Consider the following 25,478-nt stretch of genomic DNA (forward strand, 5'->3'; position numbering starts at 1 on the left):
GGGTCTATGGTTCAGCAAGGAGGCGCGTCCGCGCAGGCGCGGCTCATCGGTCCGCGCTTCAAACGCTCCGCGTCGCCCTACGTATACCTGTTCCCGACGATGCTGATCATGGCGCTGCTCATGGTCGTGCCGATGGTCATGGTCGCGCAGTACTCCGTGATGGACAATGTAATCACCAACAAGCATCCCCGGTTCGTGGGCCTCGCCAACTACCTTACGGTGTTTCGGGACGCGGTCTTTCTGGAGGCGACGGGGCACACGCTCTACTTCACCGCGATGAGCGTCATCTTCCACATGGCGATCGGATTGCTGTTTGCGATGATGCTCAACGCGAAGTCGCTGCCCAAGGCGCCCAAGGCGATCTTGCGCGCCATCTACGTAATGCCCTGGATGTTCACGGCGACCATCGTGGCGATTCTCTGGCGGTTGCTGCTGGACCCGAGCGGCGTCGTCAACCACGTATTGCGGATGCTGGGCGCGATCGACGGCTATGTGGAATGGTTCGGTTCCTCCGCCACGGCGCTCAACGCGGTGACCTTCGTCAACATCTGGGCGGGCTATCCGTTCTATATGGTGAGTCTGCTGGCGGGGCTGCAGGGGATTCCCTCGGATTTGTACGAGGCGGCGATGATCGACGGCGCGGGCGGCGTCCGGCGCTTCTGGCACATTACGATCCCGCAGCTGATGCCCATCATCCGCTCGATCGCGATGCTGGACTTCATCTGGACGATGCAGGTGTTCCCGCTCATCTGGATGACCACCGGGGGCGGCCCGATCCATGCGACGGAGATGGTCTCCACCTTCACCTACAAGCTGGCGTTCAGCTCCTATAAGTTCTCGCTGGCGTCGGCGAGCGCCGTGGTCATTCTGGTGTTCTCCCTGGCGATCGCGTTTGTCTATGTCCGGTACCAGAAAGCGAGGGACTAGCGTGAAAACAGAGCGAAGCAACAGGAAATGGCTTGGGACGGCGCTGCTCTACATCGGGCTCGCCGCCGGCATGCTGTACGCGGGGTTCCCGGTGCTCTGGATGGCATGCGCGTCGATCAAGTCCAATCGCGAGATCTTCTCGCTGCCGCCGAGGCTGCTGCCCGACGTCCTCAATTTTGGCGCCTATCGAACCATCTTCGCGACGCCTGAAAAGATGCGGTTCTTTCTGAACAGCTACTTGGTCGCGGGTTGCGTGACCATCCTGACGTTGGTCTTTTCGATTCTCGCGGCCTACAGTTTCAGCCGGTACAATTTTCGCGGCAAGAAGCAATTGAACCTGTTCATCATCGCGACTCAATCGCTGCCGCCGATCACGCTGCTGATTCCCTACTTCGGCCTGATTACGGTGCTAAAGCTCTACGACACGTATTTTGCCCTGATCTTTACCTACATGGTGTTCACGCTGCCCTATGCGATTCTGATGATGACCGGCTACTTCAACACGCTGCCGCGCGAGTTGGACGAGGCGGTGATGGTGGACGGCGCGAGCAACTTCCGGGCGCTATGGCAGGTGCTGGTGCCCATCTCGCGGCCGGGCATTGTTTCCACCGGGCTGTACACCTTCCTAATCAGCTGGAACGAGTTCCTGTTCGCGCTGACGCTGACCAAGACCACCAAGATGCGCACGGTGCCGGTGGGCATCCAGCAGCTGATGGGCCAACACTCATACGAATGGAATGAGATGATGGCCATGAGTATCCTGGGCTGTCTGCCCATCCTGATCCTGTTCCTGTTCTTCCAGCGCAATTTCATCGCCGGCATGACCGCCGGCTCCGTCAAGAGTTAATAGAGAGATTTCATCATACAATTGGAGGAAGACACATGCTCGTCGATATCCGGACCATACTCGAGCCCGCCCAGAAAAACGGTTTCGCGGTGCCCGCATTCAACGTCAGTTCCAGCATGCTGCTGCGCGGTGTCATCGAAGGCTGCGAGGAAAAGGGCAGCCCGGTGATCGTCGCGATTCACCCGGATGAGTTGTCGTTTGTGATGAACAGTTTCACGCATTCGGTGCTGGCCGAGGCGCACCGCACACGGCTGCCGGTTTGTCTGCACCTGGATCACGGCGCAAGCTACGACCAGGCGGTGAACGCCATCCGCTGCGGCTTTACATCGGTCATGATCGACTCGTCCACCGCGTCCTTTGAGGACAACATCCGCTTGACTCGCAAGGTGGTCGAGGCTGCGCACGCGGCGGGCGTCACCGTCGAGGCGGAACTGGGCACCATCGGCGCGACCGGGAACGGCGGCGAGGCCGGCACCGACGACATCATCTACACCAACCCCGCGGACGTAGCGTCTTTCGTCGGGCAGACCGGCATCGACGCGCTGGCGGTCGCCATCGGCACAGCCCACGGTCTGTATCCGAAGGGGAAAAAGCCGGCGCTCAGGCTCGATCTGCTGGGAGAAATTCGCAAACTGGTCGACATTCCGCTGGTGCTGCACGGCGGGTCGGACAATCCGGATTGGGAAATCCGCGAAGCCGTCAAGCTGGGCATCAGCAAGATCAATATCTCGAGCGATATCAAGGCCGCCTTCTACCGCAAGTGCCGTGAGGTGCTCGCAGACGAGTCGCTGCGCGAGCCCAACGCGATCTATCCGCCCTGCATCGCGGCGATGAAGAAGGTCGTACACGAAAAGATCGACCTGTTCGGCTCGGAAGGCGCGGCGCGACATTACTAAAGGAAGTGAGCGAATGGGCGAGGCGCTGGTCCTGGGTCTGGGCAACAACGTGGATTACGAAATCGAATGGGACGAGCAGGTGCTGTCGGCGCTCGCGGACGCGTATGACGTCCGCGAGGAAGAACTGGATATGGCTGTGCCGGTGGTGGACGAGCGTTCGATGCTCGTATCCATCCTTTCGTTTGTGAAGAGCGGCGCGGGCGGTGAACGGTTCGTCGCTTCGCCGGAGGTCATCGAGCGGTTCGCACGGCGCTTTAGCAACAAGATCACGCTGGGCGGCACGTCCATCCGCGCGGCCATCGCGCTTGAGAAATTGGGGCGCAGCGCGGCGCTGCATATGGTGACGATGAACGAACACGTCCGCCGACTGACGCCGCCGGGCTGTCCCTACGTATGTTCGAGCATGGGGGAGCATGTATACCCGCATCTGATCGTGCAGTTTACCGAAGGCGCGCGCGTCCGGACGAGGCGGTTGGACGTGCGCGCGATCCGGCCCAACCGAATCATCTACGACAACGATCCGGAAAACGTCGAGATGCGCCTGAACGAGGAACTTGCGAAACTCTTAACGGACGCGAAGGTGTTCCTGATCTCCGGCTTCAACGCGATGCAGAGCGCCGAGACGCTAAAGCAGCGCCTCGCGGTGCTCAAACGCATCATGGGCAGCCTCCGGCCGGGCGCGCTGGTCTATTATGAAGACGGAGGCTTTTTCGACGACCGGCTGCGCACGATGATCCGCGACGGCCTCAAGGACAGAATCGACCTCCACGGCATGAATGAGGATGAGTTGCAGGGCTATCTGAGTCGCGGCGTCGATCTGCTCGATGAAAAGGCGGTGGCGGACGCGCTGCGCGACGTGTTGGACGTGATCGGTGCGCGCGCCGTCGTGGTGCACACGCGGCACTGGGCGGCGGCGTTCGGCCAAGGCGCGGCAACGCTCGAACCCGCGCTTGCGGGTGGTGTCGCGCTGGCGACGACCCGCTTGCGCTTCGGCGACGATTTTACGGTCGACAACTACCAAGACACCTGCGATCTGCCCGGCGATCCCCAGGGCGCAAAGTTTGTCAAGCGGCTGTGCGCGCTGCTTCCGGACGCGGCCTGCGTGCCGGCGAAGCGCGTATCGGAAAAGCGCGTCACCACGATCGGCCTGGGCGATGCGTTCGCCGGCGGTTTTTTGATGGCGCTTTCTTAAGATCAGCCGATAATCGCCCGGATCACCTCGCCGGCCATCGTCAAACCCGCCATCGCGGGCACAAAGGAGATCGAGCCGGGGGCGCGCGCGCCGTCCGTGGTCTTGCGGGCGTCTTCCTTTGAATAGACCGCCTTGACCGTCAGGCCGCGCGCCTTGAGCTCGCGGCGCATCACGCGCGCCAGCGGGCAGACCGAGGTGCGCTCGATGTCGGCCACCTCGAACGGCTTTACGCCCAGTTTGTTGCCCGCGCCCATCGCGCTGATGACCGGGCAGCCCTGCGCCTGCGCCCGCTCGATCAGCAGAAGCTTTGCGGCCACCGTGTCGATCGCGTCGCACACATAGTCATAGCCGGTGAAGTCAAAATCCGATATCGTCGTGGAATCGAGGAACACGCGCCGCGCGTCGACATCGCAGGCCGGGTTGATCGACTGAACGCGCGCGCGCGCCGCCTCGGCCTTGGCGAGGCCCAGCGTGTCCCGCGTCGCGATCAACTGGCGGTTCAGGTTGCTTTCCTCGACCGCGTCCCCGTCCGCCAGCATCAGATGCCCGACGCCCGCGCGGCACAGCGCCTCGGCCACATAGGAGCCCACGCCGCCCAGGCCCACCACCGCTACCCGCGCCGCAAACAGGCGCCGTTGCGCCTCCTCGCCGATCAGCCGGATGTTGCGCGAAAACTGTTCCATAATCATCGCCTCCGGGTCTTATTCTACCATACACGCCGCCATTCCACCATACGCGTCGCGCCCATTGGCTGTTGACGCCCGGAAGGCGCGGATGATACAATACCGACAGGCGTAAGGAGCCTGGGGGATGGGGGGAAGGAGCGTCGTCATGGAAAAATCCGCGTTGAAACGGTTGATCGACGTCGCCGCGGGGCGGGAAGAGGCTGACGTCGTCATCAAAAACTGCAAGGTGGCGGATGTGTATAACACCCGCGTGATCGAAGGGCGGGACGTCGCGATTTGCGCGGGGTACATCGCGGGCGTCGGCGAATACAGCGGGAAAGAGATCGTGGACGCACGGGGCGGATATCTGCTGCCGGGTTTGATCGACGCGCACATCCACATCGAGTCCTCCTACGTTACGCCCGAGGAGATCGGCAGGCTGCTGATCCCGCGCGGCACAACCACGATCATCGCCGACCCGCACGAGATCGTCAACGTGTGCGGCTTGGACGGGATGCGGTATATGCTCGAAGCGGCGCGCTGCTCAAAGCTCAGTATCCTATACATGCTGCCCTCCTGCGTCCCGGCCACGCCGTTTGAGAACGCCGGCGCGGTGATCGACGCCGGGATGATGCGCGAACCGCTGAAAGACGAACGGATCCTGGGCCTCGGCGAATTCATGAACTATCCGGGCGTCGTTCATGCGGACGACGGTGTGCTGGACAAGCTGCTGGAAGCAAGGCGCGCGGGCAAGCTGATCGACGGGCACAGCCCCTCCCTCGCGGGGAACGCGCTGAACGCCTACGCGACCGCTGGAATTTCGACCGATCATGAGTGTACGACGCCCGAGGAATTGGTCGACCGCGTTTCGCGCGGCATGTACGTGATGCTGCGCCAGGGCTCGGCCTGCCATAACCTCAGGGATTTGGTCAGGGGCGTCACGCCGACAAACAGCGGGCGCTGCCTGCTGTGCTCGGACGATTGCCAGCCCAAGACGCTGCTGAGCGTCGGCCACCTGGACAATCACCTGCGCATCTTGGTAGAGGAAGGCATCGACCCGCTGACCGCCGTTCGGATGGCCAGCCTGAACGCGGCGCAGTGCTTCCGCCTGCACGACCGGGGAGGCATCGCGCCCGGGCTTCGCGCGGATCTCGTGCTGGTCGACAACCTGTCGGACTTCGGCGTGAAGCGGGTATGGGTCAAGGGCGAGGAATTGGCCAAGGATGGACAATACCTGAAAGAGGTAACGCGCAACCCCATCGACTTGGTGCGGGGCCGGTTCCACGTGCGAGATTTCACGCGGGATAAACTCAGACTCCGGCTCAAATCCGAACAGGTTCGCGTGATCGACATCCTGCCCGGCGGCGTGGTGACCGGCAAGGGACAGGCCGTGGTTCGCCTGGACGAAGACGGGGAATTTGTGCGTCAACCGGATCAGGACATCGTCAAGATCGCGGTGGTGGAGCGCCATAGGGGCACGGGCAACGTCGCGTGCGCGCTGCTGCGCGGATACGGCATCAAGACCGGGGCGGTCGCGCTGTCCATCGCGCACGACTCGCACAACATCATCGTCGTCGGGACCGACGACGCCGACATGGCTTTTGCGGTGGAACGGCTGATCGCGCAGGGCGGAGGCATCTGCCTCGCGGACAAACAGGAGGTCGTCAGCGCCATGCCCATGGTGGTCGGCGGCATCATGAGCGACCAAGGCGGCGAATGGGTGAGCGAGCAGCTTAAGCTGATTCACAGCGCCGCGCACGACCGCCTGGGCATCAGCGGGGGCGTAGAACCCGTGATGACGCTGTGCTTCATGTCGCTCGCGGTCATCCCCGAACTCAAGCTCACCGACATGGGGCTGTTCGACGTGACGACCTTCTCGTTTGTTCCGGTGGAGGTATAAAGCCAATCGGGTTGGCGACCGCTGCGGTCGCCAGCCCGATTGGGCTCGATTTAGAGGTGATCGATGATCAGCATCTTAATCAGGAACAGCGCGCACAGCACCCACATGACGGGACCCACTTCGCGGCTCTTCTTGTTGATGACGCTGACCAGCACGTAGGACAGCACGCCCCATTGCAGGCCCGTGCTGATCGAATAGCCCATGACCATCAGCCCCATGGTGAATGCGGCGGGGATCGCGTGATCGACCCTGCCGAAGTCCACGTCCTTCAGCGGCTCAAGCATCATGATGCCCACCATGACCAGCGCGCAGGTGGTCGCGAAGGAAGGAATGGCGCTGACGATGGGATAGAGGAAGATGGAGAGCAGGAACAGGATGCCGGTCGTCATGGCGGTCAAGCCGGTGCGGCCTCCCTCTTCCACGCCCGCGGCGGACTCGACGAAGGTGGTTACGGTGGAAGTACCCATGATCGCGCCCGCCGCGGTGCCGATCGCGTCCGCCAGCAGCGCGCCGCTCAGGCCGGGCAGTTCGCCGTTCTGATCGAGCAGCTTCGCCTTGGTGGCGACGCCGGACAGCGTGCCGAGCGTATCAAAGATGTCGACATAGAGGAAGGTCAGCATGCACATCATGAAGCGGCCGAAATCCCCGACGCTCCGGAACGCTTCGCCGAAGCCATGGAACGCCAGCCCGAAAGTCGGCGCCATGCTGGGCGGCATGCTGAAGATGCCGGAGGGGATGAGCGAAAAAGCCTTGAGTTCCGGGTTGACCTGATAGAAGCCCATGAGTTGCGCGCCGACGCCGATCAGCCAGGTGAGGAGTATGCCCAGCAGCAGCGCGCCGCGCACCCGCTTCACGTAGAGGATGATCGTGATGATGATGCCGATCAGCGCGAGCGCGACAGCCGGTGTATAGATGTTCGGGTTGATGGCGACAAGGGTGGCGGGATTGCCGATGATGAAGCCGCAGTTCTGAAGCCCGATGAACATGATGAATAGCCCGATACCGGCGGAAACTGCGTTCTTCACGGAGAGGGGTATGGCGTTGAACAACTTCTGGCGTATGCCCGTTAGGCTGAGCAGGATGAAGATAACGCCTTCGGTCAATACCGCAGCCAGCGCGAACGACGGGGAGTAGCCGAAGCCGATGACGATGGTGAACGCAAAGAACGCGTTAAGCCCCATGCCGGGCGCCAGCGCAAACGGGAGCCCGGCCAGGAGCGCCATCAGCACCGTGCCGACGACCGATCCGAGCGCCGTCGCCATGAACACCGCGCCGCCGTCCAACCCCGAGGCCGCCAATATGCCGACGTTGACCGGCAGAATGTAGGCCATGGTGGCAAATGTGGTAAGACCGGCCAAAAGTTCGGTTTTTACGGTCGAACCGCGCTTCGTTACCCCGAACGACTGATCCAGCTTGTTGACCAAGGAACTCATTTGATTACCTCCCTCAATCGTGCGTTCAGTCACCGTCTGTATCATACGCGACGACGATCGAGATGTCAAGAACCTATAAAAAATGTGCAAGGACCTATAAAAAAACGCGACCTTGACATTTTGGCCGCCAGGGCGTACACTGTTAAGGAAGCGAACCATGCGCTGTCAGAATAATACCGGAATCGGGGGACAATGTGAGCACGTCGAAATTTGCGGTGTTCGTGGACTTGGAGAACGCAGGCGCCAAGGAGTCCATGCTTAACAACATCATCGAGAAAGTCAAGATTCGGGGCGATATCCTGCTCGGCAAGGTGTACGGCTACACCGATCGTTATACCGAGTTGCGCGAATGCCTGCTGTCGAACACGTTCTCCGTGGTACCCTCGATCCGCTACGGCAAGGCGCAGAAAAACAACCTGGATATCCTGCTGGTCATCGACGCGCTCGAGGTGGCCTACACCAACCCGCTGATCGACTCGTTCTGTATCGTGTCGGGCGACAGCGACTACACGCCGCTCGTCGGCAAGCTCAAGTCGATGGGCAAGCATGTGCTGGGCATTTCGCGCAGCGAGGTGGCCAGCGGCATCTTCATCAAGGCCTGTAACGAGTTCATCTTCCTGGAATCGGTGGCCTCCTCGATCAAGAAGCCGGCCCCGAAGCCCGCGGTCAAGGGCAAGGAGCCCGAAGCGCCCAGCGACTTGCAGGAGCTCGTCACCTTGGTCGAGACCGTGCTGGCCGATCAGGATGAGGACACCCTCTACGCGAGCGAGCTCAAGGACATCATTATGCGCCTGCGCCCCGATTTCGACGAGCGCAGCTACGGCTTTACCACGTTCGGCAAGCTGATGAATCAATTGGCCTCCGTATCCCCTCACCTCAAGGTATGGACCGAGGACTCCTCGGTCAAGATCACGCTGACCGGCACCGACGCGCCCACGGCCCAGCTCAACAAGACCAACTGGCTGCCGGCGTTCACCGACCAGCTCGATCAGTTCAAGCAGGATGGTTTCGAGCGCATCAACCCCTCGATCCTCAAGGGCGCGATCCAGGCCGCCTACCCCGACTTCGAGGAGCGTCAAATCGGCTTCAAGCGCTTCAGCGACATCATGAAGCGCCTCGAAAAGGAAGGTCTGCTCGTGGTTGAGATGGACGGCGCGCACACCATGCTGCTCAAAATCTGCTAGCTCGATCTCCCTTGACATCCCGCCCCGGCCGATTGGCCGGGGTTTATTCGTTTTGACCGCACACACTTACCATCCAAGGGCCGGGCGCATACGATACAACGAGGGGCAATTCCCTCGCACACACTCATGATCGGAGGAACACCATGCGCTATTATGATGATCCCGGCGTCGCCTGGAACCATTGGGATTCCACGGGCGCCGAATACCATGAGGATGCAGCCGATTGGCGCCTTGGCTGCCAGCGCCGGAACGACTGCTGCGGTTCGTGCTGGTCGTTCAATTGCCGCTGCTGCTGCAACATGTGCTGTTGCCGCGGGCCGCGCGGCCCGCAGGGCCCCACCGGGCCCCAAGGTCCGGCCGGCGTGATCGTTTCGGCCTATTTCAGCAATATCGGCGCCCAGACCGTCATACCCGGCGGCGTGGTCGCCTTCAACCAAACGCCGGTGCCGTCGCCGCTGCCGGCCCCCTTCTCGTTCGCCGCACCCGGCCAGATCACGATAAGCGCGCCCGGCCGGTACGCCATCACCTACTACGCGCTGGCGCAAAGCGCCAATGCCACGCTGGCCGTGTTCGTGAGCGGGACGGAAGCGCCGCTCACGCGCTACGCCGCGTACGGCGCGCTGGAGCATGTGTACGGCCAGGCGATCATCAACGTGGGCGCGATTCCGGCCGCAATCACGCTGCGCAACGTCGACCCGGCTCAGAACCTGGTCCTTGCGACCGGCCCGCTGGCGGGCACCGTCAACCTGTCGCTGATGATCTCGAAGCTGTCCTGACGCAATGGGGCTGCGGCGCCGCAACGGCGCCGCAGCCCCGATCCCGCGCGGCCTTGACCGCCGGGCGGCGGTTGGTTATAATACAGGCGTAATGGGAGGCGGTATATCGATGATAACCATGGAAGGCATTCTATCGATTGAAAAAGATGCCCTGCCCGAGGCGGCGGAGGCCTTGCTCGAGCAGGACATCGCCCGGTTGGTCGAGTGGCTGTCGCTGAAGGACGACGACGTCCGGTATCGAGCGCTGTTGCTGCTCAAGCAGCGCTCGACGACGCGGGACGACGTCTATCCGTACTTCCATATCTTTCGCGACAAGCTCGCGAGCGCCAACTCCTATCAGCGCAGCATCGGCCTGATGCTGATGGCCGAGAACGCGAAATGGGATAAGGACAACCGCATGGCGGAGGCCATCGACGCGTACCTCGATGTGCTGCGCGACGAGAAGCCGATCACCGTGCGCCAGTCAATCCAGTCGCTCCGCCAGATCGTACCCCACGCGCCGGCGCTGGCCGGCAAGATCACCGACGCCCTGATTTCACTGGACCTGTCCGCCGTCAAGGAGACCATGCGCAAATCCATCCTGCTCGACGTTCTGAACGCGTTGCTGCTGATCCGGCGGGACGCTCCCTCGCCCGCAATTGACGACTACATCATGCGTGCGCTGTCCGGCGGGGTGCTCGACGCGAAATCCAAGAAGCAGATCGGGGCGCTCATGCGTTAGGCACCTGCTCGAATACGTGTTCCACGACCCTTGCCCGCTCGGGAAGCGGCTCGCGCCGCTCGCCGGGCTGCTCGGCTTCGAGCGTGAAGCAACTCACCTCGAAGGCGTTGCGAACCATGTATTCGCCGCTTTCCATGAGTTTTTGATATTCGCGCGACTGCAGCCGACCGGTGATGCGCAGCCGGTCGCCCACCTTGAACCGTGCCGCGTACTGGGCGTTGCGCCCCCACGCGATGCACGGGATGTAGTCCGACTTGCCGAACGCCCGGTTGACCGCCAGCATCAAATCGCATATCTCCCGCCCGAACGGGGTGGCCCGGTAGATGGGCGGCTTGCACAGCGCGCCCGATATCTCCACGCGGTTGAGCGTGTCGTTGTCCGCGCCCTCGCCCACGTGTTGCACGAACAGCGTCACCATCAGCCGGCCCGCGCCCTCAACCACCTTATTGTAGGAGCGCACCTGGCCCTGCATCAGCAGCAGCGCTTCCTCATCCCAGGCGGGACCGGTCCCCTTGAGCTTGCCGGGCACCGTGATGGGCAGCCTGTCCACCGCGCCCGACAGTCGCTTAACCAGCAGGATGCCCGAATAGAATGGCTCGCTCATCACTTCATGGCTCATCTCGAGCGATTGCTCCAACCGCCCCGCCGCCATCATTCTGTTATTGGGATTGTCCATCGTATCACTCCTCGTATTTTGCTTGGGCAAACAATGGTCGGAATGATAACATTCTATGCGGTACCCACGCCCCGTCATACCTTAAGACCCGAAAATTTCTCGGTCGGCGCGTCCATGCGCGCCGCTCCCAATTTTCCATTAAATTATACCACGGAATTTATGTTATTGCAACAATAACAAAAACAAGTCGAAGCAACTGCCGCTCGACCTGTCTTTGTTTGCTTTTCGTTATCCAAAATCCGTCGCGTCAACCGCCCTTGACGCGCTCCAACAGCGCCGCCGCCTGTTCGCGCGTGGTGGTGCACAGCGCGCTGTAGCGGCCCCCGAGCGCCCGCGCGAGATACCCTTTGGCAGCCTCCGGATCGCCGTCCTCATGGCTCAGCTTCGCCAGGTAATACAGCGTGTCCACCTGGGTGGGCTTTTGCGCAATCGCGCGCTCGAAAAAGCCGCGCGCCCGATCGCGCTCGCCCTGCGCCAGCGCGAGCTGCCCCAGGTTGTCGAGCACCACCGCGTCGTCCTCGTCGTATTCGTAGGCCTCCTCGTTGAACGCGACGGCCTCTGAAAAATCGCCGGTCTGTATGGCCTTTTCGATCAGCATGTAGCCGAGCGAGCCGTAGATCAGCGCCTGTTTTCCGCCCTCATGGGCCCGCTTCATCAGCTCGATCGCGCCCTCCAGCTGCCCGCGCCGCCACTGGCAGATGGCGAAGTTGAGCTGAAGCTTGCGGTGGTCGTCGCGGCTGAGGCCGGGTTGCTTCTCGGTCGCCAGCATCACCTCGCGCGCCTCTTCAAACCTGCCCTTGCGCATCAGCAGCACGCTGTAGGCCATCAGCGCGTTCGGCTTGCGAAACCCGTCGTCCATCGCCCGGCGGTACAGCGCAAGCGCCTGTTCGTGCATGCGCTCCGCCTGTTCGTACTGCTTCTTGTCGTCAAGCCGGTTGCCCTGAATGTGCATTCGATAGGCCTTGCGGCCATTCCATGTCGCCATAAATCCCATCAATCTGTCCCCTTCCTTACCAATCGCGCGCGCCGCTTTTCGAGCGCCGTCCGTTCGCGCGCGTCTGACGACAAAGCCAGCGCCCGGTCGGTCCACAAAAGCGCCGCACCCGGGTCGCGCATGCGGTGCTCGGCCTGCTTGGCCAGCTCGACCAGCGGCCGCGCGCCCAGTTGCCCCCGCTGCGCCAACGCCTCGAACGCCGCATTTGCGCGCGCGCAGTCGCCCATGCGCTTGTAGAGCAGACCCAGCGCGAACAGCGCCTCGCCCTCGGCCCGCCGCCCCTTGAGCGCCGCCACCGAGGTGACCGGGCGGGGCAGACTCGCCAGCCGGTAGCAGGCAATCGCCTCGCCGCGCTCGCCCCCGCGCTCGAGCGCGCGCCCGAGGCTCAACAGGTCCTCGGGTGGCGTCGGATCGGGCGAAAGCCCACGCGCCCACGCGTCGGGCGCGGCGTAGGCCCGGACCAGCTCATTCAGCAACTCCGCCATCGAGCATACGTCGAGCCGGTTGTGCCGAACGACCGGTTCGAGCAGCGACCGATCTCCGCTCTTCAGATAATCAAAAAACCGCCGGGGCGCTTCTTTTCCGGGTAGGTCGTCCGTCCGAGCGCGCCTGAGCACCTTTTCTTCGAGCATCGACAGCCTGACCGAGCCCAGCCGCTTCTTCCACAGCCGCCTCGAAGGGGCCAGCAGGTCGAGGTGCGGCAGGTCCGGAAAGGGCGGCAGCCGCATCATGGTGCGGCGGGCGGCGAGCAGCGGCAGGTCGAACGCGCGCCCGTTGAAGGTGACCAGCGCGCCGAACGCACCCATGCGCCCGCCCAGTGTTTGCAGCAGCTCGGCCTCGTCGGGGTAGTCGCCCATCAGGTACTGCTCGGTGACGAACCGGTCGCCTTCTATATAGCCCAGCCCCACGAGGAACGCCAGCGTGCCCGCGCCGCCCTTAAGGCCGGTGGTCTCGGTGTCGAGGAACAGCAGCCGCTCGGCGCCCGGCCAGTCGAAGTCGGCCCCCAACCGCCGCAGCACCCGCGCGTCCGGCCGCGCGAGGACCGGCGCGGGCGCTTTCTCTACGCGCACGCTGAATTGTCCGCGCGGCTGTTGCGGCGGACGAACGCCCCCGGCGTTCATCGCCGACAGCTTTGCCCTGAGAAGCGACATGCGGCCTTCCTTTCTTTTGCCGGAAAATTGTGGTATAATCGCGCAGGCCGTATCAACACATCTGCGGAGGTTTCCACTTGCTGATCGATCTGCACTGCCCGGTCGAATACCTGGGCCATGAATTCACCCGCGACGACCGCGGCAATCTGCGCGCGTATTTGAAACTCAACAACCTGTCGCAGCAGGTCGTCGAGCGGCTGGACGCGGTGGCCGTATTCGAGGACGGCGCGGGCCGGCGCGCCGAGACGCCCTTTTCGATGGAGGGGCTGTCCGTGCCGCCCCGCAGCGCGTTCTCCGCGATGGTGTCCACCGACGAACTGCCGGGCGCGACCCGGCTGAACGTTACGTTCACGCGCGTGATCCTGGAGGGAAACGGCCCGGTGTGGATGTACAACCCGACGCGGCTGGCGGAGGTGCCCGACCTGCCCAGCCCCGACGGGCGCGAGCTGAATCGGCTGCTCGCGGCCGCCGGGAGCGACGCCGTCGTCTTCCCGTACCAGACGCTTAAGCTGTGGGTGTGCGTGTGCGGCAGGGCCAACCCCTACCGTCGGCGCGCGTGCCGCCGCTGCGGACGCGGGCGCGACCGCGTGCTGAACGACTTCGACATGGCGCGGCTGATGGCGCGGCGCGCGCCCAGCGTCCCCGCGGCCAAGATCGACATGCCGCTGTTCGAGGACGGGGCGCGCGCGCCCGAGGGCGACGCATACACCCGCCGCCGCTTCCTGCGCGAGCGGTCGATGCTGATCCGGCGCACCATTACGATGCTGGTGATCGCGCTGCTGATGGCGCTGGGCGCGCTTTTGTGGCGCGCGGCGACCACACGCCCCGAGTCGATCCCGCCGGTCAAGATCGATCGCAAGGAGATAGAGCCTCCATCCCCTTTTCACGCCTGATCCGGTGAATCTCAGCTTCATAACCCAGTTCGCCCGGCACGTAGTAAGGCATGCCCGTAGACTCCAGCGGGGCGTATTGCTGCGCCACGTAGTGCCCCGGATAGTCGTGCGCGTATTTGTACTCCTGCCCGGGCTTGACCTCGTCCGCGCCCGGATAATGCGCGTCGCGCAGGTGCACCGGCACCGGCTGGTAGCCGCCGCGCGCGGCGTCGCCCTGCGCGCGCTCGACCGCCGATACCACCGCGTTCGACTTGGGGCTCTCGCTGACCGCGATGATCGCCTGGGCGATCGGCAGCTTGGCCTCGGGCATGCCGATGAACTCCAGCGCCTGCGCCGCCGCCACCGCCTGCAGCATGGCCATCGGATTGGCCAGCCCCACGTCCTCGCTGGCGTGCGCGATGATCCGGCGCACCACGATGCGCGGGTCGACGCCCGAGCGGATCAGCCGCGCGAACCAGGCCAGCGCCGCGTCGCTGTCGGAGCCGCGAAGCGACTTGCAAAAGGCGCTCAGCATGTCGTAGAACATCGACTCGTCCATCTGCAAGGCCGGCTGCTGGATCGACTGCTCGGCCACCTCGAGCGTAATGGCGGTCGCGCCGTTTCGGTCCATCGGCGTGGTGAGTACCGCGAGCTCGAGCGCGTTCAGCGCCGCGCGCACGTCGCCGTTTGCCACGTGCGCGATGTGATGCAACGCCGCCTCGTCGATCGCGACCTCCTGCAGGCCGTAGCCGTCCTCTTTATCGGCGATGGCGCGCAGCATCGCGCGCTCGACCTCGGCCTGCGTTAGCTTGTCAAAATGGAACAGCCGGCATCGGCTGACGATCGCGGGCGTCATGGCCACCGACGGGTTCTCGGTGGTGGAGCCGATGAAGCGGATCACGCCCTGCTCGATCGCGGGCAGGATCGAGTCGGACTGCGCCTTGCTCCAGCGGTGGCACTCGTCGAGCAGCAAAAAGGTGCTCTGGCCGTGCAGCTTCAGCCGCGCCTCGGCATCGCGGATCACCTCGCGCACGTCGCCCACCCCGCTGGTGACCGCGTTGAGCTTGACGAAGGCGCAGCGCGTGGTCTCGGCGACGATCGCGGCCAGCGTGGTCTTGCCGGTGCCCGGCGGGCCCCAGAAGATCGAGCTGGTCAGCCGGTCGGCCAGGATCGCGCGCCGAAGCAGCGTGCCCTCGCCCACGATTTTCTGCTGCCCCAGAAAATCGTCCAGCGTCTTCGGCCGCATCCGGTCGGCCAAGGGTTTGAGCTTGCGGATCGATTGAGTAAACAGATCCTCCATGGCTATCGCGTATTCCTTTCGTTTCCCGTTCCCCATATTCTCTCTTCGCAGGGCGCCCCTGCCCATTCCCCTCCCGGGAGGGGAATGGGGCCTCTATAACGGCGCGCCCAACGCGCGCAATGCCCGCTTAAGCCGCCCGTAATCGCCGTCGAACACCGCGCCCTCGATCCCGGCCGCGCGGGCGCCCTCGACGTTGACCGCCATATCGTCCACGAACAGGCAGCGCTCGGGCGACAGGCCGTAGCGCGTAAGCAGCACCTCGTAGATGCGCTTGTCGGGCTTGAGCAACCGCTCGTGCGCCGATACCACCGCACCGCTGAACCGCGCATAGAACGCAAAGCGGCTGAGGCAGTCCGGAAAGCGCGCGCCGGCATTGGACAGCAGGTACAGCTTGAGCCCGGCCGCCGAGGCTTCCTTCAGAAAATCCGCCGCGCCCGGCAGCTCCTCGATCCAGTCGGGCCACTCGTCATGCATCCGCCTGACCGCCGCCTTCAGCCGATCGGGTACGCGCGAGCGCGCCAGGCGCAGGATCTCCGCGTCGCTGATCCGCCCCTCGTCGCTGAGCGGCCATTCGGGCGAGCCGAACAGCGCGTCGTACAGCGCGGGCGCGTCGCCTGGCTCGGGGGCCGCCATCGCGGCGAATGCGCGCGGGTTCCAATCGAGCAGCACATTGCCCATGTCAAGGACCAAGTTTTCAATCATCGCTTCAGCATGACCTCTCGCTCGTATTTGCGCACTTGCGTAAGCCACTCGTCCCCCACCGGCACGTTTTGCATGCGGCAGTACATGTCCCACACCGGCGCGAACGGCAGCGTCTTGGCCTCCTCCTGCGAGACCAGCCGCGCGGTGAAGTCGCCCGTACGCTCGGCCTCGACGGCCGCCTCGTGGGGCGTGAGCAGCGCGCGCAGCAGCGCCTTCTGCGCGTTGCGCATGCCGATCACCCAGGCGGCGACGCGGTTGATCGAGGCGTCGAAGTAGTCGAGCCCGATCAGCACGCGCTCGATGTAGCCGCCGAATACGATCTCGTTCATGATGGTCTGCAAGTCGTCGCTGAGCGTGACCACGTGGTCGCTGTCCCAGCGCACGCCGCGCGTGACGTGCAGGTGCAGCCTGTCGAGGTACAGCATCAGCGAGGAGATCTTGTCGGCGATCTGCTCGGTCGGATGGTAGTGGCCCGAGTCCAGCGTGTACAGCTTGCCGCGCGACAGCGCGTAGCCCATCAGCAACTCGTGCGAGCCCACGGTGTAGCTCTCGACGCCGATGCCGAACAGCTTGGACTCGACCGCGTCCAGCACGAGCGAGGTGTCCGCCTTGCCCTGGTAGATCTTGTCGAGCGAGTCGATTATGCGCGCGCGCGGCGCGGTGGTGTCGGCGGGCACGTCCTTGTAGCCGTCGGGCACCCACACGTTGACCACCGACGGCTGGCCGAGTGCGCGGGCGAACGCCTCGGCGATCTCGCGGCAGCGCCGGCCATGCTCGATCCAAAAGTCGCGCACCCGGCGGTCGGGATGCGAAAGCGTAAAGCCGTCCGCCGCGTACGGATGCGAAAAATACGTGGGGTTGATGTCGAGCCCCAGCCCCTTTTCGCGCGCCCACTCGATCCAGTGTTTGAAATCCTCGGCGGTATAGGCGTCGCGGTCGCGCATCCTGCCCTCGAGCTCGGCGTAGCTGCCGTGCAGGTTGAGCTTCTTGCGGCCGGGGATCATCGCAAGCGCCACGTCGAGGTCGGCGCGCAGTTCCTTTGCGTCCCGCGCGCGGCCGGGGTAGTTGCCGGTGGTCTGAATGCCGCCCGACGCGCCCGCGCCCGCGCTCTCGCAACCCATGATGTCGTCGCCCTGCCAGCAGTGCATGGAAATCGCGACATCGGCACATCGCGCCATCGCCCGCGCCACATCCACGCCTTTTTCCGCATAGACCTCCGCCGCATACGCGTACCCGCGTTCGATCAGATCCGCCACAGTCAGCACTCCTTTTCAACCTTATCCCGCGTACAATTATACCCGACCGGCGCATCGTTTTCAAGGCAAGTATGGCAGAATGGGGCCCGGAGGCCGTCAACAACCAATGGGCCAGGGCGGCCGCTTACGAATTTCCCCGGGGCGACGTGGGACGCGCAAGCGCATTAAAATTGCGTAAAGCGCAAGCGCGTAAAAATCCGCTTGACAGCGTCAGGCGCATACTATATACTGTATGAGTTGTCGATATGATCGGCAAAGGTTTGCCATGTCATTCCGGATTGGCTTGCCGCGGTCAAACAGGCGCCGCGGCGATTCAAGATAACCTTTAAATGATGGAAAGGATGATCGACCATGTTTCGTACCTACCAGCCCAAGAAGCGCCAGAGGAGCAAGGTGCACGGTTTCCGCGCCCGCATGATGACCAAGGGCGGCCGGCGTGTGCTGAAGGCGCGCCGCGCGCGCGGCCGCAGGGTGCTGTCGGCCTGATCGGCTTGGACGGACAGACCCGCGGCGCTGCGCGCCCGCTTCATCCCTTTCGGCTGGGCAGGCAGTTCAGTCTGGGGCGCAACAAGTACTACAAGATCGTCTACCGCCGTGGAAAGTCTTTTCCGGGGCGGTCGATGGTACTTGTGTATTTGAAGGATCGTTCGATTCGGGTGGGTTTCTCGGTGTCGTCGAAGATCGGCGGCGCGGTGGTGCGCAATCGGATCCGCCGCCTGATGCGCGAGGATTTCCGCATGCTCCGGCCTCGCTTGAAGCCGGGCCGGTATGTGTTCACCGCGCGCGTCGCGGCGGCGCAGACCGCGCACGAAGCGCTCAAGCGCGAAATGTACGCGCTGCTGGGGCGCGCGGAACTGATCGACCGGGATATGGCGCCGTGAAGCGCTGCATGCTGGCCGCCATCCGCTTCTACCGCCGGTCGATCAGCCCGGGGCTGCCTCCGGCCTGCCGTTTTTTTCCCACCTGTTCCGAGTACGCGCTCGAGGCCATCGAGCGCTATGGCGCGTTCAAGGGGGGATGGATGGCCTTTTGGCGCATCCTGCGCTGCAACCCGTTCAGCAAAGGCGGGTATGACCCGGTGCCCTAGGCGGGTCACGCGCGGCCGGTTGCGGCCGCTCACGCGAACGGCCGGCCCGGATGGGCCGGGACGACCGTTGCGAATTGAGTGAGGGCGGGCGCGCCCTTTGTCGGAATTCATGGACGCCGGCGGAGCCGACACCCATGATTGAATCTGGAAGGCCTCGGCCCTCCAAACCTCCCGGAAGTTTTCCTAACGATTCTATGTGGAGGATAGTTGATCGATGTTTTTTATCAGCGCCTTTTTGAAGGACGTTCTGGAGTACATTTACCGGTTCGTGGGCAACTACGGCTGGTCGGTCGTGTTGTTTACGCTGCTTATCCGCCTCGTGGTGCTGCCGCTGGACATCAAGTCCAGAAAATCGATGCGCCGCATGGCCGTCGTCCAGCCCAAGATGGAGGCCCTCCAGAAGAAGTACGCCAACGACCGCGACAAGCTGAATCAGAAGATGAACGAGCTCTACCGCAAGGAGCGCGTGAATCCCCTGTCCGGTTGTCTGCCGATGCTCTTGTCGCTGCCGATCTTGTTCTGCATGTTCGACGCGATGCGCGTGGTGGCCAATGAGCACACCGTGCAGATGATCCTGAACATGATGAACGGCACCTTCGACGCCAGCAAGATGCAGTCGTTCCTGTGGATCAAGAACGTCTACCAGCCCGACTCCTTCATGGCCACGATCATCCCGGCCGTGGGCGACAAGCTCTCTCAGATCGCCCATGTGGGCGGCAGCTCTATCCTGACCCAGGAGAACATCGACGCGGTGCGCGCCTTCCTGAACACCGACGCCTACCGCGCGATTGCCGAGCAGTTCGGCGCGAGCACCTACGTCTACCGCGCCCCGATGCTGTTCTGGACGATTCAGATCCCCACCCAATTCAATGGCCTGTTCATCCTGCCGCTGCTGGCCGGCGCGAGCCAGTTCTTTTCTTCGAAGCTGATGACCCCGGCCGGGCAGGCGCAAAGCGCGCAGCAGCAGCAGACCGGCAAGATGATGACCTGGTTCTTCCCGATTTTCTCGATCTGGATCTGCTCGACCTCCACCGCCGCGTTCTCGATCTACTGGGTGGCGGTCAACATCCTGCAAATTGTGCAGCAGTACTTCATCAACCTGTATTTTGAGCGCCAGGATAAGGCCAAGCCTGAGGAGGTCGTCTGACTTTGATTTCGATCGAAAAGAGTGGCAAGACGGTCGAGGATGCCGTCCAGGCCGGTTTGCACGAGCTAAAGAAGGATTCGTCTGAAGTTACCATCGACGTGTTGGAGTACGGCAGTCCCGGCCTGTTCGGGATGTTCGGCAAGCTGGCCCGCGTCCGGCTCACCGTCAAGCAGGAGCCGGAGCTGGATTTCGAAATGCCGGTGTTCTCGCTCGATCAGCAGCCGCCGCAAAGGCGCGCCGCAAAACCCGAACCCAAGGCCGAACCCAAGGCCGAAACCCGGCCCGAGCCGAAGCCGGAACCCGCGCCTGCGCCCAAGCAGGAAGCCCGCAAGCCCGAGCCCCGGCCCGAACCGGCCAGGCAAGCGCAGCCCGAGCAGGCCAAGCCGCGCCAGCCCGTGCGGGAGCCGCGCGCCGAACAGCCGCGCGCGCCCCGACCGCCGCGAAAACCCCGGGCGCCGCGCGAGGAGCCCCGGCGCGAGCCGATGCCGCCGGCGACGGCGGAGGATCTGCCGCCGCTCGACGTGGATGCGTTGGGCCCCGACGGCAAGACCGCCTACGAGTTTTTGGCGAGGCTTACGCAGCTGATGGGCGCCGAAGTCGAGATCCGGATCAGGGAATCCGAGGGGCACCTGGCGGTGCAGATGATCGGCGACACGCTGGGCGTCTTGATCGGGCGGCACGGCGACACGCTGGACGCGTTGCAGTACCTGACCAGCCTGCAGGTCAACAAGGGCCGCAGCGAATACCTGCGCGTGACGCTCGATACCGAGTACTACCGCGCCAAGCGCGAGGAAGCACTCAGGCGGCTGGCCGAGCGCATGGCGAACCGCGTGCGCAAGACCGGGCATCGGGTGGCGCTCGAGCCGATGAATCCCTACGAGCGCCGGGTGCTGCACTCCGCGTTGCAGAATCACAGCTACGTGACCACCCATTCCGAGGGCGAGGAGCCCTACCGGCGGGTGATTATCACGCCCAGGTAGTTCTGGAGGGATCCAATAGCGCCGGCCAAAGGCCGGATAACCGCTGATCTGTTCGAGCGTCGGCTGGTGAGGTGATTTTTCGTCCGATTCTCCCTTACGAGACCGCAGGCGTGGCAGCGCTACGCCAAGGCTTCGCAAGGAATGAGCGGGTGAAAAAGCCCCGCCGGGCGGCGTCGGAGCAGATCAGTGGTCATCTAACAACGGGCTGGTTTCGATATTGAGGAAGGAGGCGCTCTGTTGATGAGTACATGGGATATCGTCATACGCATTGGGGTGGCCATCCTAATCGGAACGGTGATCGGGGTCGAGCGCGAGCGCAAGAACCGGCCGGCTGGCATGCGCACCCATGTGCTGGTGTGTTTGGGCGCATGCGTGGTGGCGTTGGTCGAATGTGCGATTCGCGACGATATGATAAGCATGGGCGGCGGCGCTGTCGGTTACACGATGGGGCGCATCAGCGCGCAGGTAATCAGCGGCATCGGCTTCCTGGGCGCGGGCACCATCTTCACCGCCCGCAAGAAGATTGCGGGGCTGACCACCGCCGCTTCGCTGTGGAACGCGGCATGCCTGGGCATGGCGGCCGGCATGGGCTACTACCTGATCGCGGGGCTGGGCTGCGCGCTGGTCATGATCGTGCTCATGGCGCTGCAGAAGATCGTGGTGGTGCACGCCAGCAAGAAGATGGAGATCAAGTTCATCCACCGGGTGGAGACCATCGACTTCATCAACAGCTACTTCGATGAAAAGGGCATCATGGTGCTGGACGTCGACTTCAGCGTGGACAACCGGCCCGAGGGCAATCTGTACACCAACTATTACGACCTGCAATTGCCCAAGGAACTGACCTACCGCGACATCGTCATGACGCTGTCGGAGCACGCCAATGTGCAGGGGATCAGGACGACCAATACTTGAGATTGATACGGCGCGTTTCATGTGTTATAATACGCGTGATGTTTATCGCAGGAGGGCGTGAGGAGATGAGCAACCGGGATCGCGACTACGACGAGGACGTATTTTCGCTGGACGAGGATCTGGCCCGCGAGAAACGCAGGCAGTGGATTCAATACCTGGTGGTGGCGTTCGGCGCCGCCGTGGTCGTCTCTCTGGCGCTGTACGGCTCGATTGTGCTCACGAACAACCGCCTGGCGCAGCGGCAAAGCGCCCAGGTTGAACCGGCCGTGCCCGAGGGCGGCGAACAACCCGGCCGGCAGCCGGGCGGCCCCTCGCCCGCCAGCACCGATTTCTGGCCAAGCGAGCTGTTCCCAACCATTCCGGTGCTCGAGTCCGCGGCGTACGACACCCGGACCGAGCCGGGCTATGCCGAGATCAAGGTGCCCTCGCAGACGGCGAAGGGCTTTGACGACTACATTGCGGGGCTGACCGATAAGGGCGCGTCGGTGTACACGCGTACGCCGCGCCTGAGCGTGCTGATGTTCGAAGGGGTGGAAGTCCACCTGATCGCCAGCAACCAGGGCAACCGTGTGGTGCTGGCCAACGAGCCGGCGCAATCCTGGAGCGAGCCCAGCTACTCGGCTTTCCCGCTGCCCGCGGCCGGCCGAATGGTGTCGGTCAAGGACGGTGTGAGCTCGCTCAGCCGCGTACTGACCTATCGCGGCGCGACCACGCTCGACGCGCTCGAATACGCGGGCAACCTGACCGCCGACGGCTGGACGATCTCGGGCAGCCTCGAGCCCACCAACAACATCTTCATGGCGGTCTATAAAAAGAACAACCTGCAAATCACGATCGACTACTTCTCCTCGGGCGACAATTATCAGGTCAGGTTGGATTATTTAAACTGACGGGGCGGGCGGCCACGGGTCGTCTCTACGGGGCATATAGAACCCGTGTAGGGACGGCCTGTGGCCGTCCGTTTCCGCCCCTGGAATCACTGCCCTTACCCGTCATCTGTGTGAATATTGCGTATAAGACATAACACAATTTCCGAAATTAACCTGTATCCGCTTGTCGCAGAAGGCGTATTGGGGTATATTGATATGTGCTGAATGTGGAAGCGCTCATTTTTAACGACGAGGGGGAGCAATATGGCGCAAAAGTATGTTTATCTGTTCAAGGAAGGCAATGCCGGCATGAAGAATCTGCTGGGCGGCAAAGGCGCGAACCTGGCCGAGATGACCTCGCTGGGCCTGCCGGTGCCGCAGGGCTTTACCGTATCGACCGAGGCCTGTACCGCCTACTACAACGACGGCGAGAAGATCAACGACGAGATCCTTGCCCAGATCGACGCGGCGCTCAAGGCGACCGAGGAGATTTGCGGCAAGCGCTTTGGCGACTTGGACAATCCGTTCTTGGTGTCGGTTCGCTCGGGCGCGCGCGCCTCGATGCCCGGCATGATGGACACCATCCTGAACCTCGGCCTCAACGACGTCGCCGTGAAGGGCCTCTCGAACCTGACGCAGAACGAGCGCTTCGCCTACGACTCCTACCGCCGCTTTATCATGATGTTTTCGGATGTGGTCATGGAGATTTCCAAGTCCAAGTTTGAGAAACTGCTTGGGGAATTGAAGGAGCACAAGGGCTATAAGTTCGACACCGAGATGACGGCGGACGACCTTAAGGGCCTGGTCGTTAGGTTCAAGGCGCTGTACCGCGAGGAGAAGGGCGAGGACTTCCCGCAGGAGCCCAGGGTGCAGCTGATCGAGGCGATCAAGGCGGTGTTCCGCTCGTGGGACAACCCGCGCGCGATCTACTACCGCCGCATGAACGACATCCCCGGCGATTGGGGCACCGCGGTCAACGTGCAGTCGATGGTGTTCGGCAACATGGGCGACACCTCGGGCACCGGCGTGGCGTTCACCCGAAACCCCTCGACCGGCGAGAACAAGCTGTACGGCGAATACCTCATCAACGCCCAGGGCGAGGACGTGGTCGCCGGCGTGCGCACCCCCCAGCAAATCGCCACGCTCAAGGATGTCATGCCCGAGGTGTACGAGCAGTTTGCCGGCATCGCCAAGCGGCTCGAGAAGCACTACCGCGACATGCAGGACATGGAGTATACCATCGAGCGCGGTAAGCTGTACATGCTGCAAACCCGCAACGGCAAGCGCACCGCCGCCGCCGCGCTGAAGATCGCGGTCGACCTCGTAAACGAGGGCATGCGCACCAGGGAAGAGGCCATCATGATGGTCGAGCCGCGTCAGTTGGACGCGCTGCTGCATCCGCAGTTTGACCCGAAGGCGCTTAAGGCCGCGAAGCCGGTCTGCAAGGGCCTGCCCGCCTCGCCGGGCGCCGCCTGCGGTCAGATGTACTTCACCGCCGCCGACGCGGTCGCCGCTTCGAAGGCCGGCCAGAAGGTGGTGCTGGTACGCGCCGAAACCTCGCCCGAGGACATCGAGGGCATGAACCACGCGCGGGGCATCCTGACCAGCCGCGGCGGCATGACCTCGCACGCCGCCGTCGTGGCGCGCGGCATGGGCACCTGCTGCGTGGCCGGCTGCGCCGAAGTGGTCGTACATGAGGGAAGCAAGACGGTCAACGTCGGCTCGATGCTGATGAAGGAAGGCGACTTCATCTCGATCGACGGTTCGACCGGCAATGTGTACGCCGAGGCGCTCGCGACCGTGGAGGCCGAGGTGTCGGGCGATTTCGCCACCATCATGGGCTGGGCCGACGAAGTGCGCCGCCTGCGCGTGCGCACCAACGCCGACACCCCGCACGACGCCGCGGTGGCGCTGCGCTTTGGCGCGGAGGGCATCGGCCTGACCCGTACCGAGCACATGTTCTTCGCCGCCGACCGCATCGCCGCTGTGCGCGAGATGATTTTGGCCTCGACCGAGGCGCAGCGCCGCACCGCGCTGGCGAAACTGCTGCCGATGCAGAAGGGCGACTTCAAGGGCATCTACGAGGTCATGGGTACGCTGCCGGTGACCATCCGCTACCTCGATCCGCCGCTGCACGAGTTCCTGCCCGGCAAGACGATGACGGCCGAGATCGCCCTCGTCGCCAAGGAGCTGGGCACGACCTCCGAAGCCATCGTCGAAAAGATCGACTCGCTGCACGAGTTCAACCCGATGATGGGCCACCGCGGCTGCCGCCTGTCGGTCACCTACCCCGAGATCGCCGAGATGCAGACCCGCGCGGTGATCGAGGCCGCGATCGAGGTGGGCCAGGCGAAGGGTATCGAAATCCACCCCGAGATCATGATCCCGCTGGTGGGCGACGCCAAGGAACTGGCCTATGTGCGCAAGGTGGTCGTGAACACCGCCGAGCAGGTCATGAAGGAGAAGGGCGTGAAGCTCGATTACAAGGTGGGCACCATGATCGAGATCCCGCGCGCCGCGATGACTGCCGACGAGGTGGCGGCCGAGGCCGACTTCTTCTCGTTTGGCACCAACGACCTGACGCAGATGACCTACGGCTTCTCGCGCGACGACGCGGCCAAGTTTCTGGACGCCTACTACGACAAGAAGATCTTCGAGAACGACCCGTTCGCCCGCCTCGATCAGCATGGCGTGGGCAAGCTGATCAAGCTGGCCGTAAAGCTGGGCCGCGAGACGAAGCCGGGCATCAAGCTGGGCATCTGCGGCGAGCACGGCGGCGACCAGTCGTCGGTCATCTTCTGCCACCAGATCGGCCTGGACTACGTGTCCTGCTCGCCGTTCCGCGTACCGATCGCCCGCCTCGCCGCCGCGCACGCCGCGATCATGGAGAAGCAGGGGAAGTAATCAAGCTTATCACCTTGGGATGACAGCAGGGGCTGCAGCGCCTTTTGGGGCGCGGCAGCCCCTGTTTTTGTGCGCCCGGCATGC

Annotated in this window: 25 protein-coding genes; 17 read left to right on the top strand and 8 right to left on the bottom strand. The window is 63.4% G+C overall.

The features are described from left to right. Window positions 1-6 precede the first annotated feature (6 nt). The 4 genes from ACH6CV_RS11400 to ACH6CV_RS11415 are packed head-to-tail and all read left to right on the top strand — an operon-like array spanning window position 7 to window position 3,862. Window positions 7-927: a carbohydrate ABC transporter permease gene (locus tag ACH6CV_RS11400; RefSeq protein ID WP_456358375.1), complete on the top strand. Its 921-nt coding sequence runs from the start codon at window positions 7-9 to the stop codon at window positions 925-927. Continuing rightward, window positions 899-1,774 carry a carbohydrate ABC transporter permease gene (locus tag ACH6CV_RS11405; protein WP_456358324.1) on the top strand — a complete coding sequence of 292 codons (876 nt, stop codon included), beginning with the start codon at window positions 899-901 and terminating at the stop codon, window positions 1,772-1,774. The genes ACH6CV_RS11400 and ACH6CV_RS11405 overlap by 29 nt, the downstream gene beginning before the upstream one ends. A 35-nt stretch (window positions 1,775-1,809) precedes the next feature. Beyond that, the gene (locus ACH6CV_RS11410; RefSeq protein ID WP_456358325.1) at window positions 1,810-2,670 is read left to right on the top strand and encodes a ketose-bisphosphate aldolase; all 861 of its coding nucleotides are present in this window, start codon (window positions 1,810-1,812) and stop codon (window positions 2,668-2,670) included. 13 nt (window positions 2,671-2,683) lie between these two features. Then, on the top strand, window positions 2,684-3,862 hold the full coding sequence (locus tag ACH6CV_RS11415) for an ADP-dependent glucokinase/phosphofructokinase (RefSeq protein ID WP_456358326.1): 1,179 nt from the start codon (window positions 2,684-2,686) through the stop codon (window positions 3,860-3,862). Window positions 3,863-3,864: 2 nt separating this feature from the next. On the opposite strand, the gene ACH6CV_RS11420 is transcribed toward ACH6CV_RS11415, so the two are convergent. Next, window positions 3,865-4,548 (bottom strand): tRNA threonylcarbamoyladenosine dehydratase, encoded by a 684-nt coding sequence (locus ACH6CV_RS11420; protein ID WP_456358376.1) that lies wholly within the window; start codon window positions 4,546-4,548, stop codon window positions 3,865-3,867. 145 nt (window positions 4,549-4,693) lie between these two features. Here ACH6CV_RS11420 and ade point away from each other — a divergent pair, with 145 nt between their 5' ends. Then, window positions 4,694-6,427: an adenine deaminase gene (gene ade, locus ACH6CV_RS11425; RefSeq protein WP_456358327.1), complete on the top strand. Its 1,734-nt coding sequence runs from the start codon at window positions 4,694-4,696 to the stop codon at window positions 6,425-6,427. 50 nt (window positions 6,428-6,477) lie between these two features. On the opposite strand, the gene ACH6CV_RS11430 is transcribed toward ade, so the two are convergent. Then, window positions 6,478-7,860: an NCS2 family permease gene (locus ACH6CV_RS11430; protein ID WP_456358328.1), complete on the bottom strand. Its 1,383-nt coding sequence runs from the start codon at window positions 7,858-7,860 to the stop codon at window positions 6,478-6,480. A 194-nt stretch (window positions 7,861-8,054) separates the two neighbouring features. Between ACH6CV_RS11430 and ACH6CV_RS11435 the strand changes: the two genes are divergently transcribed. From ACH6CV_RS11435 to ACH6CV_RS11445, 3 genes are all read left to right on the top strand, one after another. Then, window positions 8,055-9,044 carry an NYN domain-containing protein gene (locus ACH6CV_RS11435; protein ID WP_456358329.1) on the top strand — a complete coding sequence of 330 codons (990 nt, stop codon included), beginning with the start codon at window positions 8,055-8,057 and terminating at the stop codon, window positions 9,042-9,044. A gap of 143 nt (window positions 9,045-9,187) precedes the next feature. Then, the gene (locus ACH6CV_RS11440) at window positions 9,188-9,820 is read left to right on the top strand and encodes a hypothetical protein (protein ID WP_456358330.1); all 633 of its coding nucleotides are present in this window, start codon (window positions 9,188-9,190) and stop codon (window positions 9,818-9,820) included. Window positions 9,821-9,929: 109 nt separating this feature from the next. Further along, the gene (locus ACH6CV_RS11445; protein WP_456358331.1) at window positions 9,930-10,541 is read left to right on the top strand and encodes a hypothetical protein; all 612 of its coding nucleotides are present in this window, start codon (window positions 9,930-9,932) and stop codon (window positions 10,539-10,541) included. Here the strand turns inward: ACH6CV_RS11445 and ACH6CV_RS11450 are convergent. The 3 genes from ACH6CV_RS11450 to ACH6CV_RS11460 form a co-directional block, all read right to left on the bottom strand. Beyond that, window positions 10,531-11,217, bottom strand: coding sequence for a single-stranded DNA-binding protein (locus ACH6CV_RS11450; protein WP_456358332.1), 687 nt, complete (start codon window positions 11,215-11,217; stop codon window positions 10,531-10,533). The genes ACH6CV_RS11445 and ACH6CV_RS11450 overlap by 11 nt on opposite strands. A gap of 247 nt (window positions 11,218-11,464) precedes the next feature. Then, window positions 11,465-12,202, bottom strand: coding sequence for a tetratricopeptide repeat protein (locus ACH6CV_RS11455; RefSeq protein WP_456358333.1), 738 nt, complete (start codon window positions 12,200-12,202; stop codon window positions 11,465-11,467). 8 nt (window positions 12,203-12,210) lie between these two features. Beyond that, complete coding sequence (locus ACH6CV_RS11460) at window positions 12,211-13,362, bottom strand: ribonuclease H-like domain-containing protein (protein WP_456358334.1); 1,152 nt, start codon at window positions 13,360-13,362, stop codon at window positions 12,211-12,213. A 77-nt stretch (window positions 13,363-13,439) separates the two neighbouring features. Between ACH6CV_RS11460 and ACH6CV_RS11465 the strand changes: the two genes are divergently transcribed. Beyond that, window positions 13,440-14,255: a hypothetical protein gene (locus ACH6CV_RS11465; protein ID WP_456358335.1), complete on the top strand. Its 816-nt coding sequence runs from the start codon at window positions 13,440-13,442 to the stop codon at window positions 14,253-14,255. Here the strand turns inward: ACH6CV_RS11465 and ACH6CV_RS11470 are convergent. The 3 genes from ACH6CV_RS11470 to ACH6CV_RS11480 all read right to left on the bottom strand — a co-directional run bounded on the left by ACH6CV_RS11470 (window position 14,206) and on the right by ACH6CV_RS11480 (window position 17,498). Further along, window positions 14,206-15,534, bottom strand: a complete 1,329-nt coding sequence (locus tag ACH6CV_RS11470; protein WP_456358336.1) for a replication-associated recombination protein A — start codon at window positions 15,532-15,534, stop codon at window positions 14,206-14,208. The genes ACH6CV_RS11465 and ACH6CV_RS11470 overlap by 50 nt on opposite strands. Before the next feature lie 93 nt (window positions 15,535-15,627). Then, on the bottom strand, window positions 15,628-16,236 hold the full coding sequence (locus tag ACH6CV_RS11475; RefSeq protein WP_456358337.1) for an HAD family hydrolase: 609 nt from the start codon (window positions 16,234-16,236) through the stop codon (window positions 15,628-15,630). After that, a complete protein-coding gene (locus ACH6CV_RS11480) occupies window positions 16,233-17,498 on the bottom strand; it encodes an L-rhamnose isomerase (protein WP_456358377.1) in 1,266 nt (421 codons plus the stop codon). The genes ACH6CV_RS11475 and ACH6CV_RS11480 overlap by 4 nt, the downstream gene beginning before the upstream one ends. 345 nt (window positions 17,499-17,843) lie before the next feature. Here ACH6CV_RS11480 and rpmH point away from each other — a divergent pair, with 345 nt between their 5' ends. The 8 genes from rpmH (at window position 17,844) to ppdK (ending at window position 25,394) form a co-directional block, all read left to right on the top strand. Next, window positions 17,844-17,978, top strand: coding sequence for a 50S ribosomal protein L34 (gene rpmH, locus ACH6CV_RS11485; protein ID WP_456358338.1), 135 nt, complete (start codon window positions 17,844-17,846; stop codon window positions 17,976-17,978). A 5-nt stretch (window positions 17,979-17,983) separates the two neighbouring features. Further along, the gene (rnpA, locus tag ACH6CV_RS11490) at window positions 17,984-18,373 is read left to right on the top strand and encodes a ribonuclease P protein component (RefSeq protein ID WP_456358339.1); all 390 of its coding nucleotides are present in this window, start codon (window positions 17,984-17,986) and stop codon (window positions 18,371-18,373) included. Window positions 18,374-18,381: 8 nt separating this feature from the next. After that, window positions 18,382-18,579 (top strand): membrane protein insertion efficiency factor YidD, encoded by a 198-nt coding sequence (gene yidD, locus ACH6CV_RS11495; RefSeq protein ID WP_456358378.1) that lies wholly within the window; start codon window positions 18,382-18,384, stop codon window positions 18,577-18,579. 214 nt (window positions 18,580-18,793) lie between these two features. Next, window positions 18,794-19,726 (top strand): YidC/Oxa1 family membrane protein insertase, encoded by a 933-nt coding sequence (locus ACH6CV_RS11500; RefSeq protein ID WP_456358340.1) that lies wholly within the window; start codon window positions 18,794-18,796, stop codon window positions 19,724-19,726. 2 nt (window positions 19,727-19,728) lie between these two features. Beyond that, window positions 19,729-20,706, top strand: coding sequence for an RNA-binding cell elongation regulator Jag/EloR (gene jag / locus ACH6CV_RS11505; RefSeq protein WP_456358341.1), 978 nt, complete (start codon window positions 19,729-19,731; stop codon window positions 20,704-20,706). 240 nt (window positions 20,707-20,946) lie between these two features. Next, window positions 20,947-21,621, top strand: coding sequence for an MgtC/SapB family protein (locus tag ACH6CV_RS11510; protein WP_456358342.1), 675 nt, complete (start codon window positions 20,947-20,949; stop codon window positions 21,619-21,621). A gap of 65 nt (window positions 21,622-21,686) precedes the next feature. Further along, window positions 21,687-22,511 carry a hypothetical protein gene (locus ACH6CV_RS11515; protein WP_456358343.1) on the top strand — a complete coding sequence of 275 codons (825 nt, stop codon included), beginning with the start codon at window positions 21,687-21,689 and terminating at the stop codon, window positions 22,509-22,511. Window positions 22,512-22,754: 243 nt separating this feature from the next. Next, entirely contained in the window at window positions 22,755-25,394 is a 2,640-nt protein-coding gene (gene ppdK / locus ACH6CV_RS11520; protein WP_456358344.1) for a pyruvate, phosphate dikinase, read from the top strand. Window positions 25,395-25,478: the final 84 nt, after the last annotated feature.

This window comes from Anaerozeibacter quisquiliarum (assembly GCF_051162045.1).
GTDB classification, from domain to species: Bacteria; Bacillota; Clostridia; order Christensenellales; family Aristaeellaceae; genus Anaerozeibacter; species Anaerozeibacter quisquiliarum.